This window comes from Rhodoferax bucti (assembly GCF_005876985.1).
Lineage (GTDB): Bacteria > Pseudomonadota > Gammaproteobacteria > Burkholderiales > Burkholderiaceae_C > Allorhodoferax > Allorhodoferax bucti.
Map to the genome: position 1 here is coordinate 1,275,891 of NZ_VAHD01000001.1, position 16,418 is coordinate 1,292,308.

The following is a 16,418-nucleotide window of genomic DNA, read 5'->3' on the forward strand; positions in this document are numbered from 1 at the left end:
TCAGCCCCGTTGTGCCTGGATGGCTTCGGCCAGTGCGGCCACGCCGCGGTGGATTTCTTCCACGCTGGGGGTCACAAAACTCAGGCGCATGGAGCGCGCATCGGCCTCGCCGGCGTAGAAAGGCGCGCCGGGCACAAAGGCTACGCCCTTGTCTACCGCGTGGGGTAGCAGGTTCACCGCGTTCATGCCTTCAGGCAGGCGCGCCCACAGGAACATGCCGCCGGCCGGAGTGTTCCAGGTGAGCGACTGCTCGGGCTGGGTGGCCGCGTTCGGGAAGTGCTGTGCCAGTGCTTGCAGCATGGCGTCGCGCTGCGATTTGTAGAGGCTGCGGATGGTGGGCACATGGCGGTCCAGGAAGCCGTTTTGCATCACCTCAAAAATCAGGCGCTGGTTGAAGCTGGGGCTGTGCAAGTCCGCTGCCTGCTTGGCTTGCAGCAGCTTGGGGTACACCGCCTTGGGCGCCACGATGAAGCCCATGCGCAGGCCGGGCGCCAGCACCTTGGAGAAAGAGCCTAGGTAAATGCCGCCCTCGGGGTTGCGTGCCGTCAGCGGGGCTGGGGGCGCCTGGTCAAACCACAGGTCGCCATAGGGGTTGTCTTCCATGATGGGCAGGCCGCTGCGGGCCGCTTCGGCGCTGAGTGCCGCGCGGCGCGCCTCGGTCATGCTGCGGCCGGTGGGGTTCTGGAAGTTGGGCAGCACATACAAAAAGCGGGCATCGGCAGACTTGGCGGCCAGGTCGGCCATGTCGATGCCGTCGGCGTCGCTGGCCACGCTCACTACATTCGGCTCCATGGGGGTGAAGGCCATCACGGCGCCCAGGTAGGTGGGCGACTCGACCAGCACCTTGCTGCCCGCGTCGATCAAGATTTTGGCGACCAGGTCCAGGCCCTGCTGCGAGCCGGTGGTGATGAGAATTTGGCTGGGGTCCACATTCCAGGTGACGCCGGCGGCGGCGCTTTGCGCCTTGAGTTGGGCGGCCACCAGTTCGCGCAGCGGGCCGTAGCCCTCCGAGGCGGCGTATTGCAGGGCGCCTGCGGGGTCATCCTTGAGCACTTTGGCGCAGGCTTCTTCAAACTCGGCCACCGGGAAGGTTTTGCTGCTCGGCAGGCCGCCGGCAAAGCTGATGATGCCGGGCTTCTCGGTGACTTTGAGGATCTCGCGGATCACCGAGGGGTTCATCTTGGCGGCACGTTCGGCCAGGGTCCAGTGGGTTTCGTGGGTCATGGTTGTCTTCTCGTGAAAATGCGGGTTCAAGCCTTGAGCATAGGGTAGAGCGAGGCCACCAGGGCCAAGGCCATGCTGATATTGAAGATGCGCAGGCGCAGCGGGTCTTGCAGCAGGCCGCGCATGGCCTGCCCGAATGCCACCCAAAACGCCGAGCAGGGTGCCCCCAGCACCATGAACACGCCCGCCAACAGCGCCACCTGTGCCATGCCGGCGGTGGGGGCGAGGTAGGTGCTCATGCAGGTCACGGCCATCACCCAGGCTTTGGGGTTGACCCACTGAAAGGCGGCGGCTGCCAGAAAGCCCATGGGGCGGGCCGTGCCGCTGGCGGCCGGGGTTGTTGTGTTTGCGTTTGCCGATCCGCTAGGGGCCGCAGGCTTCGCGCTGGCGAGCTTCCAGGCAATCCACAGCATGTAGGCCGAGCCCAGGTAGCGCAGCAGATCGTAAAACTGCGGAAACCGGTCCAGCACCGAGTGCAGCCCCAGGCCCACGCACAGCAGCATGAAGGTAAAGCCCAGGTTCACGCCCCAGAGATGGCGCTGCGACTGGCGAAACCCGAAGTTCACGCCCGAGGCCATGAGCATGGTGTTGTTGGGGCCCGGGGTGACCGAGCTGACGACGGCAAACAGGCCGGCGGCGATCAGGGTGTCAGGGGTCATGCGGTTCTCACCTGTGCTGGGGCCGGTGTGCTGGCCGGCGCTGCGCCGGCAAAACGCTTGCCAATGAACACGGTGGCCACCACCGCCATGGCAAAGCCCACGGTCACGCCGTCCAGCGACTCGCCCAGCAGGGGGATGGCCGCCAGAATGCTCAAAAACGGTTGCAGCAGCTGCACCTGGCTCACCTTGAGTGTGCCGCCCAGTGCCAGCCCGCGGTACCAGGCGAAAAAGCCCGCCCACATGGAAAACACACCCACGTAGCCCAGCGCCCACCAGGAGGTGGTTTGCACCGCGTGCTCCGGCCAGGTGAGCCAGGCGCCCGGCAGGGTGACGGGCAGCGCCAGCACGCACACCCAGCAAATCACCTGCTCCGCACCCAGCGAGGGCGTGACCTTGGCGCCATACACATAGCCCAGGGCCGCAGACACCACGGCGCCGAGCATGAGCACATCGCCCCACTCCAGCGCCATGCCGCTGCCGTGCTGCAGCGCACGGTAGAGCGAGAACACCACCACCAGCCCGGCGCCCGCACAGGCGCTCACCCAAAAGCCCAGCCGTGCGCGCTGGTGCATCACCAGGGCCGCCACCACGGCGGTGGCCAGCGGCAGCAGTGCAATGATCACCGCCGCATGGCTGGCGCTGATGGTGCGCAGCGCATAGCCGATGAGCACCGGAAAACCCAGCGCATTGCCCAGCGTGGCCACGGCCAGCGGGCGCCACTCGCCCGGTGTGGGCCAGCGCGAGCGGGTGGCCAGCAGAAACACCATCGACAAACCGCCGGCCAGCGCGGCGCGGCACAGCGTCACAAACCAGGGGCTGAGCTGCGGCGCATCGACGGTGCCAGTGGCCAGGCGGGTCATGGGCAGGGTGACGGCAAAGATCGCCACACCGAGCAAGCCCAGCCAGAGGCCGCGTGTTTCGTTTTTGGAATTCATGCGATTCACTGTACTTTGAAAAACAGCACACTTGCAGTACAGTTTTGGCAAACACTCTGCAAACTGTATTGCTGACTCGACCGTTACAGCGCCGTGACAAAGGACTGCCCATGTTGATGAAAACCGCCGCCCAATCCCTGGCCGAACAGCTGTGTGCAGTGTTCGCCCAGCGCATCCGCGACCGGCTGCTGGCCCCCGGGGCCCGCCTGCCCTCGGTGCGCCTGTGTGCCCAGCAGCAGGGGGTCAGCCCGTCAACGGTGGTGGCGGCGTACGACCAGTTGCTGGCGCAGGGGCTGGTGGAGGCGCGCCGCAACCGCGGGTTTTATGTGCGCGATGTGCCTTCAGCGCCCGTGCACAGTGCGCGAGCAGCTATGAATTCCGTAGCGGGAAGCACCACCGCCGGTGCGGCTGCCACACCGGCTGCGCCTGCACCCCGTGCGCCGCTGAATGCCACCGCGTTGATCCGAGGCATGTTCAAGGGCATCAGCAACAAGCCGCAGCCCGGCATGGGGGTGTTGCCGCAGACGTGGCTGCAAAGCACCTTTCTGGCCACGGCGGTGCGGCGCAGTTGCAGCGTGGAGGCGCTGAACGCGTTTTCGTTGCAATACGGGGAGCCTGCGGGTGATGTGGGCCTGCGCCGCGCCTTGTCCACCAAGCTGGCGGGGCTGGCGGTGCACGCGGCGCCGGAGCAAATCATCACCACCGTGGGGGCGACCAACGCCTTGGATGTGGTGAGCCGCACCCTGCTGCGTGCCGGCGACTATGTGATGGTGGAGGAGCCCGGCTGGGCGATTGAGTTCGCCCGGCTGGATGCGCTGGGGGCCCGCATCTTGCCCGTGCCGCGCCGGGCCGATGGGCCGGATTTGGAGGTCATGGCCAAGTATTGCGAGGTGCACCGCCCGAAGCTGTTTGTGAGTGTGAGCGTGTACCACAACCCCACGGGTTTTTGCCTCTCGCCCAGCAGCGCCTACCGCATCCTGCAGCTGGCACACCAGCACGACTTCCATATCGTGGAGGACGACACCTACAGCCACTTCGCCCCCGAGCACGCCACCCGCCTGTGCGCGCTGGATGGCTTGCAGCGCACTATTTACGTGGCAGGGTTTGCCAAAATTTTGGCGCCCAACTGGCGCATCGGCTACTTGGCGGCGCCCAAAGACCTGGCCGAGCGCCTGCTGGACACCAAGCTGCTCTCTACCCTGACCACGCCGGCCTTGCTGGAAAAAGCCATGGCCTGGTGTATCGACCAGGGCCAGCTGCGCCGCCACGCCGAGCGCATCCGCACCCAGCTCGACGGCGCCCGCGCCCGCAGCGTGAAGCTGGCGCTGGCCCACGGCTGCACGTTTGCAGCCGACCCGGTGGGCCTGTTCGGCTGGGTGGAAACCGGGGTGGACACCGACGCCCTGAGCCAGCGCATGCTCGACGAGGGTTACCTGCTGGCGCCGGGCGCCCTGTTTCACGCGCGGCGTACGCCGAGCAGCCTGATGCGCATCAACTTCGCTTGCACCCAGGAGGCGCAGTTCTGGAAGACTTTTGCCCGGCTGCGGGATGAGCAGCTGGGAAAGAGCTGATTGCTATGAAATGAATAGCTGCTTGCGCATGCCGCACGAGCGCTAACGGCTTATTTGGCACTTTATTTTGTGGTGCTTAGCTCTGGGCCAGCGCCCGCAGCAGGGCGCGGTTTACCTCGTCCGCCGGCATCTGGTGGGCGCGGCATACCTCGCGAATGACCTTGGTGTTGCGGCCCTCCAGGGCGGCGGCCACTTCCAGCCACGGGGCGTAGGGGCCGGTTTGGCCCACGACGGCAGACGCCACCCGCCCCGGCAAGGGCAGGCGGTGCAGGGCGGCGCCCAGGTTTTCACCTAGCAGCAAATCGACCTGCGAGAAAACGCCGCATAAAAACACTTCGCGCCGCAAGTCGTCTTCCACGCCCGCATCGGCCATGTGCTCCATGATGCGGGCACGCAGCACCATGGTGTGGCGGATGGGGTCGAGGTTGGTGTCGGCGCTGGCGTGGGGCAATTGCTCCATCAGCCAGGCGCGCAGGCGGCTGTAGCCCAGGGTCATCAGGCCTTGGCGCAGGCTGCTCACCTCATTGCGCAGGCCCAAGCCGGCAGAGTTGGCGTAGCGCAAAAAGCGGTAGCAAAGCAGCGGCTCGTTGCCCATGGTGTGCTCCAGCGCTTCGAGTGATTCGTCCGCCTCAATCGCATGCACCAGGTCCAGCAGAATCTGGCGGGCGGGCTGGATCTGGCGGTAGCGGTAGGCGTAGAGCATTTCCTCGTTGGGCCAACCGGCGACGCCCTGCACATGCTGCTGATCCAGCGCGTGTTCCACCAGGGCCTGGCTGGCCAGGGCCTCGTACAAAGCGCCGGCGCGCACCGGGCTGGGAATGTGCTGGGGGCCGTGGCTGCCGCCGTCATGTCCGTGGCGCAGCGCAGCGCGCAGCGAGGCCAAGGCCTCTTGCGCGGTGAGCGAAAGGATGTGGGTGTGAAACCAGCTTGCGGTTTCCGGCTCCGGGTGTTGGCCCGGCTCGCCGAGCCACACCAGCTTCACGCCGCGTTGGTGCGCCTTGCGCACCCGGCCGGCCAGCAGGGCGTCGCTCAGCCAGAGCTGGGGCACTTCGAGCCAGATGTTGTGCGCGGTGGTGTGGTCCAGCAGGTCAGACAGCAGGCCCGGCGAGCGGGCGTGCAGCAGGCAAATTTCCTTGGGTGCCGGCCACAGCTCTTGCAGCGACTCGATGAGGTGCCTGGCATCCACCGCGCTGCTGCTTTCCGGGTCCAGCCACAGGCGCACGCCGATGCGTTTGCGCCATTGGTTCCACAAGGGCTCGTAGCCCATGGTGATGCTGCCCAGTACCGATTGGGTCATGGCATCAGCCCAGGTAGTTGAACAGCGACAGCTTTTGCACCTGCGCGTAGGACTGCAGGGCGGCCTGGTAGGCCGTGGTCTGGTTCTGGAAGTCCGCCACGCCCTTGATCATGTCCAGGTCTTCCGCGCGGGAGCGGTCGGCTTCGAGCTGGATGCTCTTGCTCTCCTGGTTGGAGGTAATGCGGTCTGCGCGGTTGAGCAGGTCACCCGCCTGGCCGCGGATGGCCGATACGCGGTTCATGCCCACATCCAGGTTGTACAGCGCCTGCCCCACCGCTTGGGTGGCCGCGTTGGCGTTGGTCGCACCGCCGATGTCGCGAATGGCATCGTCCATCACACTGAAGATGCTGGGGTTGGGGTCTATGGTGATGACGTCGTTGACAGCCGGTGTGCCAGTGAGGGAGAGGGTCAAACCTGGTATGCCGGTGATGGTCATGGGAGTCAGTTGCCCAGTAGGAAAACTTCCGGTTTGCGCGGGAATGGGGCCGCTAACGCTGGGGTTTTCAGTGACGGAGTACGTCACGCTTGTGGTTCCCGGCGTCGTCGTTGTATCAACAGCGGTGATTTGTAAGGTGTAAGCAGAACCCTTCACCAATGCGGAATTACTGATGCTGACGCCGCTTGTCTGCAGCGATCTCCCGACAGGAATCACACTGAGGGAGACGTTGAATACCCCGTCGCGCGAAGGCTGGCTCATGAATGCGCTCTCACCATCCAGCGCACTGGCGATGGCGGTTTCGCTGGTCGCTGTTTGGCCGGGCAGGCCGTTGTAGGCGTAGTCGGGGGTGCCTGCAGTCGGACCGCTGAAGGGCACCGCCGCGCTGGCCAAGGCGCCGAAGAGGGGTTGGCCATTGGTGTCGGTGCGGTTGGCGTAGCCCAAAATTTGCTCGCGCAAGCCTTGTAGCTGGCCGGCAATGGTTTTGCGTTCTGCCGCAGTGTGGCTGCCGTTGCCGGCGCTCACCACCAGTTCGCGGAACTGTTGCAGGGCGTCCACCACATCGCCGAGGGTGCTTTCGGCGTTGGCAATGGTATTGCGCTGGGCTTCCAGGGCGCGCTGGTCGGTGGCGATGCGGGAGAGCCGCGTAAGCGCGCGCTCGGCCTGGGCGGCGCCGGTGGGGTCGTCGCTGGCACGCACCACTTTTTTGCCGGACGTGAGTTTTTCCTGCAAGTTAGACAAGGCATTTTGCCGCTGGGACAGATTTGCCAGTCCGTTGTCGTAAGTGTTGGCAGATGCGAGGCGGGAGAGATTGACGGCCATGGGGTGACTCCTTCAGGCCTTAACGGCCGAGTCCTTGGATCAGGGTGTCGAAAATGTTTTGTGCAATCTGGATCATCTTGGCCGAGGCCTGGTAGGCCTGCTGGTACTGGATGAGCTTGGCTGCTTCTTCGTCGAGGTTGACGCCAGAAACAGCGGTGCGGTCTTTCTCCAGATTGGCCGCGATGGAGCTGGATACGGTGGCGGAGTAGCTCGCGCTCTGGGTGCGGATGCCGATTTGCGAAATCGCGCTGGCGTAGCCATCGGTCATGACGGCGCCGTCAAACATGGGTTTGTCCCGCAGGTTCATCATGGACGTGGCGTTGCCGCCATTGAGTTTGAGGTCCAGTTTGTACGCCGGATCCTTGATGTCCACAACGGTAAACGTATCGCCGGTTTTAGGTGTGCCACTTAATTTAAGGCTCCAATCAGCAGAGGTGATTGCCGTGTTTGGATTGAATGCAAAAGCAGTTGGCGGTAGGCCAGTATCGTCAGAACGGGTATAGGTCACTGCGCCTGTGGTGGCATTCACTGCGAAAGTTAGCGTGATCGCTGCATGTGGCGTTGCGCTCTGGTTGTTGCTCAGCGCGGTGAGAGATACCTGCTGCAAGCTGCCCTTGTTCGTGGTGCCCATGGCGCCGGCAATCGGGCTGGCGACCGCCAGCTGGCGTGGGGTGGAGAACACCCGGGCCACGTTACTCGCGGAGGTGGAGAACGGCTTTATCAGGAATCGGTCGCCCACGGCGGGTGTTTGGGGAGTGGCCAGCGTGGAGCTGGGCATGTCGAACCGAATGCCGTCCACCGTGGCCAGGGTGGTGGAGGGGAGGGTTTGGGTGAAATTGGTGACCTTGCCATCCGACAAGCGAGTGATGGTGCCGGTCGTGGCCGAGTTGAAGTTCAGGGTGTAGTCCGACGCCGCCAGCTGGGTGGAGTCCGTGATCGTCATGGTGATTTGCACCAGTGGGTTGGAGTTGAGCTTGGCGGGGGCTTCAGGGGCACGGATGTTGGCGGTGGTGTTCAGGTTCACGGTCGTGAATAGGGGGCCTCCGGCATTGCCGTCCAAGTCCAGGCCGAGTGCGTGCTGGGTATTCATCTCGGTGGTGATGGCCATGGTCAGGCGGCCCAGCAGGTTGCGGCCCTCGGCCAGATCGGTGTTCTGGAAACGCAGCAGACCGGACACTTCGCCTCCGCCCAAGGCGTTTTCGTCCAGCAGGATTTGCTGTCCATCGCGGGTCATGGCCAGTTTGCTCTTGAGCGGGTCGCCAAAGTCATCGTTCACGATGGAGACGGGCGACACCGTGGTCCCCAGCACCAGCGGTTGGCTGCCAGCCAGAAAGATGCCGACGGTGCCGTCATCCGCAGGGATGGAGGTGGTTTGGACATACTGGTTGAGCTCGCGCACCAGTTGGTCGCGGCGGTCCAGCAGGTCGTTGGGTGGTTGGCCAGAGCCTTGGGCGCGGGCGATTTCCTGGTTTACGTCGGCGATGTTGTGGGCCAGGGTGTTGATGGCGTCTGCCTTCTGGCTCAACTCCTGTTGCACGCCGGTCATCAGGTCGTCCAGCGCTTGCGAGGCGGAGCGGAAGCGGCCTGCCGTTTCATCGACCCGGGTCAGGGCCACGGTGCGGGCAGTGAGGTCGGTAGGCGCGCTGGCCACATCCGAGAAGGCGTTCATCATGTCGCTCACTGCAGCGCCCAGGCCGGTGCTGCCGCCTGAGAAGATGTCCTGCAGCTGGTTGAGCTTGCTGGAGCGGGCGACATCCGCGTTCTGGGTGGCGCTGGCCAGCGTGGCCTGGCGGGTCAGAAAGCTGCTGAAGTTGCGCAGAATGGTTTTGACTTCCACGCCCTTGCCCACATAGCCACCGCCGCTGAACTGGCCGGCCACGGTGTTGAGCACCACGCTCTGGCGCGAGTAGCCTGCGGTGTTGACGTTGGCAATGTTATTGCCCGTGGTTTGCAGGGCAATCTGATTGGCCTGCAGGGCGCGGGTGCCGATGTTGAGGATGCTCATGGTCCGTCGCTCGTGCGGTTACACCTGCACCTGCGCACGGCGCAGTTGCAAGGTGGTGTTGATGGCGCGGCTCAGTTTGGCGGCGTACTCGGGGTCGGTGGCGTAGCCCGCTTTTTGCAGGCCGCTGGCATAGGCGGTGACGGAGCCGGTCTGCGCCTTGGCTTTGGCGTAGCGGGGGCTGTCGGAAATCAGCCGCGCGTAGTCTTTGAAAGAGTCTTCAAACGAGTCGTAGGCGCGGAACTTGGCCACTTTCTTTTGCGCGACACCATTCACATACTCGGTCGTTGTGACTTCAGCAACCTTGCCGGTCCAGCTGGCGCCGGCCTTGATACCGAACAGGTTGAAGGAGTTTTCGCCGCCTTTGGTCTTGATTTCGCGTGCGCCCCAGCCGGTTTCGTGGCCGGCTTGGCCGAGCATGAAGCTGGCAGGAATGCCGGTAGCTTTTTCTATCTTGCTGGCAGTCTCCGAGTGTTTGGCTACAAACTCGGCCTGGGTGGCGGTCGGTGCCTTTTTGGTTTTGACGGGAGTGAGCGCCACGTCCGATGCCGTGACCTTGTCGGTGCTGCCGGTTTTGCTGCTCAGGGTGTCGGGTGACCGCACGGTCACCGGGGTGATGGAGTTGCCACTGGTGCCGGCGCTGCCAGGCATGTCTACCCCCATCTGGCGCCCGAGTTGCTGGGCAATCAGGTCGGAGAGGCCGCCGGGCTGACCCGACATGCTCACGGCGAACTGCTGGTCCAGCAAGTCGGTGCCCAGGTCGCTGCCGGGGTTGTCCAACATGCCGGATTTCATACTGCTGCTGGCCTCACGCATGCTTTTGATCAGCTCGCGCATGAACAGCGACTCAAACTGTTTGGCCGTCTCGCGGATGGTTTCCGGCGTGGCCTGCTCCGCGCTGGCTTTAAGGTTGCCCAGTGAGCGTGCGTCGGCAGCGAGGTCTTGCGCGCTGGGCGCAATGGACATTCCGTTGAGTGAACCGTAGCCCATGTCAGATCACCTCCAACTCCGCATTCAGCGCACCGGCGGATTTGATGGCCTGCAGGATGGCCAGCAGGTCTTGCGGGGTGGCACCGAGCGAATTCAGGGCCTTCACCACATCGGTGAGCTGGGCGGCTTGGGGCAGCTGAATCAGTTTGCCGGCGTCCTGCTTGATTTCGATATTGGCTTTTTCACCGACCACCGTCTGGCCGTTGGACAGCGCATTGGGTTGGCTGATGACAGGGCTGGACGACACGCTCACCGACAGGTTGCCGTGTGCAATCGCACAGGCGCCCAAGGTCACGGCTTGGTTCATCACGATGGAGCCGGTGCGGGAGTTGATGATGATCTTGGCCGCAGCGATGGAGTTGTCCACCGGCAGCTCTTCCATGTCGGCAATAAAGTTCACCCGGTCATTCGGGTTGGTGGGCGCCTTCACCTGCACAGTGCGGCCATCGAGTGCCTGGGCAACGCCGGGGCCGAACTTGTTGTTGACAGCCTGCGCAACTTTACGGGCGGTTTGAAAGTCGGAGGCGTTCAGACTGAGGTTGATGGTAGGGCCGTCTTGCAGGCTGGTGGGCACTGCGCGCTCTACCTGGGCGCCGTCGGGGATGCGGCCTGCGCTCAGGTGGTTGACCTGTACTTTGCTGCCACCGGCAGCAGCACCAGCGCCGGCCACGATCAGGTTGCCTTGCGCGAGCGCATACACCTCGCCATCTGCGCCCTTGAGGGGGGTGGCAATCAGGGTGCCGCCTTTGAGGGATTTGGCATTGCCAAGGGAAGAGACGTTGATGTCCAGCAACTGGCCGGGGCGTGCGAAGGCGGGGAGTTGCGCGGTCACCAGCACGGCGGCCACGTTTTTCATTTGCAACTGGGTGAGCGATGCGGGCGTGAGCGTGAGGCCCAGCTGCTCCATGTAGTTTTTGAGGCCCTGGGTGGTGTAGGGCATCTGGGTGGTCTGGTCGCCGGTGCCATCCAGGCCGATCACCAGGCCGAAGCCGGTCAGCTGGTTGCTGCGCACGCCTTCAATGGCGGCTACTTCCTTGATGCGGGTGGCACTGTGGGCCACAGGGAGCACGGCGACGCAAAACGCCACGCACAAGCCGCCCAAGCGCCGCAGGCGGAAGGTGTTTGAGAGCTGGTTCCAGTGTGTCATGTGCCGAGTCGGTTAACGGGGCGATCCGACTGGATCTGTTACCCCTCGGCACTATTCTGGATTTCTTTAGAAGGGCTGAAAACTCAAAAAGAACCGTGATAACCATCCAACTGTTTGCGCTTCGCCTTGGGCACCACGTCCCCGGGACTCAACCCGGACATTGGCGACTTGGTTGGAACTGATGACGCTGCCTGGCTGCAGCATGCGCGGATCGATGGTGCCAGAGAAGCGCAGCACGTCCACATTCTGGTTCACACCGATTTGTTTTTCACCGGTGACTACCAAGTGGCCATTGGGCAGGGTCTCGATCACGGTGGCGGTGATGGAGCCTGAGAACGTGTTGGCGCTCTCGGTGCCGCCTTTGCCCGAGAAGTTGTTGTTGGTGGCCGCGCCCACATTCAATTTGCCCAGACCGGCCAGGGTTTGGTCGGGCAGGGCGGTGATGGCGGAGTCCACCGACGTGTTGCGGTTGACGGTGGATGTCGATTTCTGGCTGGCGGTGACGTTCTCCACAATCTGGATGGTTACCGCATCGCCCACCAGGCGGGCGCGCCGGTCTTCAAACGCGGGGCGGAATGCAGCAGTTTGGTAAATGCTGCCATTGGCAGGTTTGGACACCACTGAGGTGATGGGGGCAGCGGGCACGCGGGGCTCCACAAAGTCCACGGCCACTTTCTGCGGCATTTGCTGGCACGCGCTGGCCAACAGCGCCACGGCGACGGCCACAGCGAGGCGGTTGAAAACGGGGTGTGACATGGCGGCTCCTTACAGCTGGCCGAGCTTTTGCAGCATCTGGTCAGAGGTTTGAATGGCTTTGGAGTTCATCTCATACGCGCGCTGGGTCTGGATCATGGTGACCAGCTCCTGCACGACGTTCACGTTGGAGGTTTCTACAAAGCCCTGCGCCAGGGTGCCCAGCCCATTGGCGCCGGCGGTGCCGGCATTGGGCTGGCCTGATGCGGTGGTTTCCGCATAAATGTTCTGGCCTTTAGGTTCTAGTCCTGCCGGATTGATGAAGCTTGCCAAGGTGATGGTGCCTATGGGCTGGGGAGCCACGTTACCGGGGACTTGTGCTGTTACGGCGCCATCTTGGGCAATGGCGATGCTGGTGGCATTGGCCGGAATGTTGATGCCGTTCAAGATGGGTAGGCCGTTGGATGTGACCATACGGCCGGCATTGTCGATCTGGAAAGCTCCATCACGGGTGTAGCCGGTGGTGCCGTCGGGCATGGTGACCTGGAAGAAGCCATTGCCTTGAATGGCCACGTCCAGATTGTTGCTGGACTGTTGCAAATTGCCTTGTGAAAAGGAGCGGCTGGTCGCCACCGTGCGCACCCCCAAGCCCAGTTGCAGGCCGGTGGGTAGGGTGGACTGCTCCGACGTGTTCGAGCCGACTTGGCGCAGGTTCTGGTACATCAGGTCTTCAAACACCGCGTGCGATTTTTTGAAGCCATTGGTCGAGACGTTGGCCAAGTTGTTGGAGATCACGTCCAACTGCATTTGCTGGGCTTCCATGCCCGTTTTGGAGATCCAGAGCGAGTTAATCATGGTGTTTATCCTTGCATGTTGAGGAGCTGACCGGCAGAGCGGTCATTGGATTCGGCAGTTTGCATGAGGCGGGTTTGTGCCTCAAACTGGCGTGCGGTCTGGATCATGCCGACCATGGCTTCAATCGCATTCACGTTGGAGCCTTCCAGCATGCCGGCCTGCACGCGAGCAGTATCTTCGTTGTTCAACGGATCGCCGGAGAGTGTGCGGAACTGGCCATCACGGCCACGCACCAGTGGGTCTTCGCCAGTGGGCACGACCAACTTGAGCCGCCCTATGGCGTTGGCGGGTTGGTTGCCGACTTTGGCGCTCACGGTGCCATCTGGCTGGATGGTCAAATCCGCTCCTGCCGGGGCTGTGATGGGCGAACCATCACTGGACAAAATTTGCAGCCCGTTCCCGGTGGTCAGGGTGCCGTCGGTGGCTACTTCCACATGGCCATTGCGCGTGTAGGCCTCGGTGCCGTCCAGGCCTTGCACTGCGAACCATGCGTCACCCTTGGCCATCACATCCAGGCTGCGATCGGTGCGCATGGCGGGGCCGGGGGTGTTCAGGTGGCCGGCCGTGGCTTCCAAAGCGAAGACGCGCGTTGTGGCCCCATCGCCCCGCAGCGGTACTGCGCGATAGGTGGCCAACTGGGCACGAAAGCCATTGGTCGAGACATTGGCCAGGTTGTTGGCCAGGACCGACTGGCGGCTTGCCGCCGCGTTGGCGCCGGTCATTGCGGTGTAGATCAGACGGTCCATGGTTCAGCTCCAGTGGTTGGAATTAACGCAGGTTGACCAGGGTCGACATGATCTGGTCTTGCGTTTTAATGGTTTGTGCGTTGGCTTGGTAGTTGCGCTGGGCGGTCATCATGTTGACCAACTCACCGGTGAGGTCGACGTTGGAGTCTTCCAGAGAGCCAGAGCGCACAGCGCCAAACTTTCCTTGCCCTGGACTGCCTAACACTGGTTGGCCGGAGGCATAGGACTCGATCCAGTTGCCGCCGCCAATTTGCGTCAAACCCTGCACGTTGCGGAAGTCTGCCAACAACAACTGGCCGCGCGCCTGCGTTTCTCCGTTGGAGTACTTGGTGGTGATGACACCGGTCTCATCAATGGTGATGCCGGTCAAGTCCCCTGCGGTGTAGCCGTTTTGTGTCAAATTTGACACTGCAAAAGCAGTTCCGTACTGCGTCGTCTTGCTGACGTCGAGTGTTGCAGTAAATGGACCAATGGCTGTATTAGACGACGTCAGCGTTAGGTTCTGTGTCGTTGACGGGGATGTCAATTTTCCATTGACGTCGTAATTGAGTTGGAATAGTGCGCCTGTAGCTACAGTCGCTAAACGTGCTGCCGCGAATGCCCCAGTCCCTACTACTGCGAAAGTAGGTTTTTGATCTGCAGGTGCCGGATTGGCCGTGTTGTAGGCCACGTTGGCCTTGTGTGTTGCGTACGTTGCTGCGTTGGTATTTAGCGCGGTAGTTCCTGCAGTCACAGTTGTCGCGTCAAAAACATCCCATGTATCTACAGTCACTGCTGGGTTGACGGTGGTGTCTGGTCCGCGTTTTACAAAATACAAATTGACGGGAACCTCATTTCCTTGCGAATCAAATGCAGTCAGAGTTGTCCCGTAAGTTGATATGGGTGTGGGCGGTGAGGTTTGAATAGCTGGTTTCGTACGCGCGTCCAAATTGAATTCTGCGGTAATCGCAGTTGTCGCCTTGGCGGGGATCGGCGCGTTAGTTGGAATCACCATATTCTGTGGAGTGATACTGGTGCGGTTTCCCAGCAGGTCCGTCGGGTAGCCCATGATGTTGGCGCCACCATTGGTGATCAAGTTGCCGGTGGCATCCAGCTTGAACTGACCATCACGTGTGTAGGCAGTTGAACCATCGGGCTGTGTGATCTGGAAAAAACCGCCGCCGTTGATAGCGACGTCCAGATTGTTGCCGGTGATGCTGATGTTGCCTTGCGTGAACTGCTGTGCAATCGTGCCCACCGCTACCCCGATGCCAGGGCCTGTGCTGCCACCAGCGGCACCCAGTTGAGATGCGACCAAGGCAGAAAATTCGGTGCGGGAGTACTTCATGCCCACGGTGTTGGCGTTGGCGATGTTGTTGCCAATCACGTCCAGGCTTTTGCTGGCGCCGTTCAGGCCGGAGAGTCCTGTTTGAAAGCTCATGGTGGTGTCCTCTAAATAGGTACTGGGTCAGAGAATGGATTTCACGGCGCTGTAGGCCACAGCGCTGCGGCCTTTGAGCTGCAGAGACATGGCGCCGTTGTCGGTGCCCACTGCCGTTACCGTGTCTTTCGCCAGCGTGGTGGTACTCACGGTCTGGCCGGCTTGTGTGGCCTTGACGGTGATGTTGGCACTGGTCAGCCCCGGGTATTTGGAGGCATCCCACTCAAAGTTGCTCTGGCCTGCTGGTAACGCGCCCAGCTCCAGGGTATCTAGCACTTGCCCGCCCGGTGTTGTGATGTTGACGGTGACTTTGTCTGCCTTGTTCGTCAAATTGAGTGCACCTTTAGCGACACCGCCGTCGATGGACAGGGTGTTGGATTCCAGCATGACGCCGCGGCCGACCATGCTGGCCCCTTGCAGCACTTGCATGGAAGTGAACTGGCTGGCCATGCTTTGCATGGTGGCGTTCAACTCTTGGATGCCGGACACGGTGTTGATCTGCGCAATCTGGCTAGTCATTTGCGCGTTGTCCATCGGGTTCATCGGATCCTGGTTGTTAAGCTGTGCCACCAATAGCTTCATGAAGCGGTCGGTTTGCTCTTTGGCACTCACGGTACCCGTGGTGCTTGTGCTGGAACTGGTGCCGCTCAGTGCGGTGCTGCTGGTGATTGCGCTTGCCATGGTGTGTACCCCTCAGGTTATTGGCCCATCTGCAGCGTTTTGAGCAGCAGGCTTTTGGCGGTGTTCATGACTTCGACGTTGTTTTGGTACGAACGCGAGGCGGAGATCATGTTCACCATTTCTTCCACCGGATTCACGTTCGATTGGGTGACATACCCTTCCGCGTCTGCAGAAGGGTGCATGGGGTTGTGTACCTTGCGCAGTGGCTCGTTGCTCTCTTTGATGGAGCTCACTTTGACGCCGGATGACGCCTCGGCGCCCATGGGCACCGTTTCAAACACCACTTGGCGGCTCTTGTAGCCCTGCCCGTCCGGGCCGGCCACTGCGTCGGCATTCGCCAAATTGCTGGCGACGACGTTCAGACGCTGCGACTGGGCGCTGACGGCGCTGCCGCTCACGTTGAAGATGGAAAACATGGACATGGGGTAGCTCCGTTCCTGCTAGTCGGGCTTATTGCCCTTGAATAGCACTCAGGATGGTGCGGGAAGAGCCGTTAATAAAGCGGAGAGTCGCTTCGTAACGCACCGAGTTGTCGACAAAGTTGGCGCGCTCCCGGTCCAGGTCCACGCTGTTGCCGTCCATGGCCGGTTGGGTTTGCACGGTGTAGCCCAGCTTGCTGCTGTCGCCGATGCTGGAGCCCTCAATCGGGCTCAGTGGAATGTGGCGGCTGTGGCTGGTTCCGTCCGACGGGGCCTCGTTGGAGGGGGATGCGAGTTTCATGGCTGGGCCGGAGGTGGCTTCCGCCATGGCTTTTTTGAAATCGAAGTCGCGGCCGGAGTAGCCGGGCGTGTCTGCGTTGGCAATGTTGCTGGCAATGACCCGCTGCCGTTCAGCGCGCAGCACCAATCCCTTCGATTGGAAGTCCAAAGCGTTGGTTAGATTGGAAAACATGGGCACCTCGACGAATGTCTGTCGCGCTAAACGGAGGGCTTGGCTGGCG

General features: G+C 62.3%; 16 protein-coding genes. 1 reads left to right on the forward strand and 15 read right to left on the reverse strand.

Annotated features, from left to right (window positions below):
- The 3 genes from FDM28_RS06135 to FDM28_RS06145 are packed head-to-tail and all read right to left on the reverse strand — an operon-like array spanning position 1 to position 2,818.
- Complete coding sequence (locus tag FDM28_RS06135; RefSeq protein ID WP_138514017.1) at positions 1-1,224, reverse strand: aminotransferase-like domain-containing protein; 1,224 nt, start codon at positions 1,222-1,224, stop codon at positions 1-3.
- Between the two features lie 26 nt (positions 1,225-1,250).
- The gene (locus FDM28_RS06140) at positions 1,251-1,883 is read right to left on the reverse strand and encodes a LysE family translocator (RefSeq protein ID WP_138514019.1); all 633 of its coding nucleotides are present in this window, start codon (positions 1,881-1,883) and stop codon (positions 1,251-1,253) included.
- Positions 1,880-2,818: a DMT family transporter gene (locus FDM28_RS06145; RefSeq protein WP_138514021.1), complete on the reverse strand. Its 939-nt coding sequence runs from the start codon at positions 2,816-2,818 to the stop codon at positions 1,880-1,882. The genes FDM28_RS06140 and FDM28_RS06145 overlap by 4 nt, the downstream gene beginning before the upstream one ends.
- A 110-nt stretch (positions 2,819-2,928) precedes the next feature.
- Here FDM28_RS06145 and FDM28_RS06150 point away from each other — a divergent pair, with 110 nt between their 5' ends.
- On the forward strand, positions 2,929-4,389 hold the full coding sequence (locus tag FDM28_RS06150) for an aminotransferase-like domain-containing protein (protein ID WP_138514023.1): 1,461 nt from the start codon (positions 2,929-2,931) through the stop codon (positions 4,387-4,389).
- Positions 4,390-4,465: 76 nt separating this feature from the next.
- Here FDM28_RS06150 and FDM28_RS06155 read toward each other — a convergent pair whose 3' ends face one another.
- The 12 genes from FDM28_RS06155 to flgB all read right to left on the reverse strand — a co-directional run bounded on the left by FDM28_RS06155 (position 4,466) and on the right by flgB (position 16,369).
- Positions 4,466-5,686, reverse strand: coding sequence for an HDOD domain-containing protein (locus FDM28_RS06155; protein ID WP_138514026.1), 1,221 nt, complete (start codon positions 5,684-5,686; stop codon positions 4,466-4,468).
- Between the two features lie 4 nt (positions 5,687-5,690).
- Complete coding sequence (gene flgL, locus FDM28_RS06160) at positions 5,691-6,944, reverse strand: flagellar hook-associated protein FlgL (RefSeq protein WP_138514029.1); 1,254 nt, start codon at positions 6,942-6,944, stop codon at positions 5,691-5,693.
- Between the two features lie 19 nt (positions 6,945-6,963).
- Positions 6,964-8,949 (reverse strand): flagellar hook-associated protein FlgK, encoded by a 1,986-nt coding sequence (gene flgK, locus FDM28_RS06165; protein ID WP_138514031.1) that lies wholly within the window; start codon positions 8,947-8,949, stop codon positions 6,964-6,966.
- Positions 8,950-8,967: 18 nt separating this feature from the next.
- Positions 8,968-9,936, reverse strand: a complete 969-nt coding sequence (gene flgJ / locus FDM28_RS06170) for a flagellar assembly peptidoglycan hydrolase FlgJ (RefSeq protein ID WP_240791903.1) — start codon at positions 9,934-9,936, stop codon at positions 8,968-8,970.
- Between the two features lies 1 nt (position 9,937).
- The gene (locus FDM28_RS06175) at positions 9,938-11,083 is read right to left on the reverse strand and encodes a flagellar basal body P-ring protein FlgI (protein ID WP_138514033.1); all 1,146 of its coding nucleotides are present in this window, start codon (positions 11,081-11,083) and stop codon (positions 9,938-9,940) included.
- Positions 11,084-11,149: 66 nt separating this feature from the next.
- Positions 11,150-11,839 carry a flagellar basal body L-ring protein FlgH gene (locus tag FDM28_RS06180; RefSeq protein ID WP_206021915.1) on the reverse strand — a complete coding sequence of 230 codons (690 nt, stop codon included), beginning with the start codon at positions 11,837-11,839 and terminating at the stop codon, positions 11,150-11,152.
- 9 nt (positions 11,840-11,848) lie between these two features.
- Positions 11,849-12,631, reverse strand: coding sequence for a flagellar basal-body rod protein FlgG (gene flgG, locus FDM28_RS06185; RefSeq protein WP_138514035.1), 783 nt, complete (start codon positions 12,629-12,631; stop codon positions 11,849-11,851).
- Positions 12,632-12,636: 5 nt separating this feature from the next.
- A complete protein-coding gene (locus FDM28_RS06190; protein WP_138514037.1) occupies positions 12,637-13,377 on the reverse strand; it encodes a flagellar basal body rod protein FlgF in 741 nt (246 codons plus the stop codon).
- A gap of 22 nt (positions 13,378-13,399) precedes the next feature.
- Positions 13,400-14,797, reverse strand: a complete 1,398-nt coding sequence (gene flgE, locus FDM28_RS06195; protein ID WP_138514038.1) for a flagellar hook protein FlgE — start codon at positions 14,795-14,797, stop codon at positions 13,400-13,402.
- A 27-nt stretch (positions 14,798-14,824) separates the two neighbouring features.
- Positions 14,825-15,478 (reverse strand): flagellar hook assembly protein FlgD, encoded by a 654-nt coding sequence (locus FDM28_RS06200; RefSeq protein WP_138514040.1) that lies wholly within the window; start codon positions 15,476-15,478, stop codon positions 14,825-14,827.
- A gap of 17 nt (positions 15,479-15,495) precedes the next feature.
- Positions 15,496-15,900 (reverse strand): flagellar basal body rod protein FlgC, encoded by a 405-nt coding sequence (flgC, locus tag FDM28_RS06205; protein ID WP_138514042.1) that lies wholly within the window; start codon positions 15,898-15,900, stop codon positions 15,496-15,498.
- Between the two features lie 28 nt (positions 15,901-15,928).
- Positions 15,929-16,369: a flagellar basal body rod protein FlgB gene (flgB, locus tag FDM28_RS06210; protein ID WP_138514044.1), complete on the reverse strand. Its 441-nt coding sequence runs from the start codon at positions 16,367-16,369 to the stop codon at positions 15,929-15,931.
- Positions 16,370-16,418: the final 49 nt, after the last annotated feature.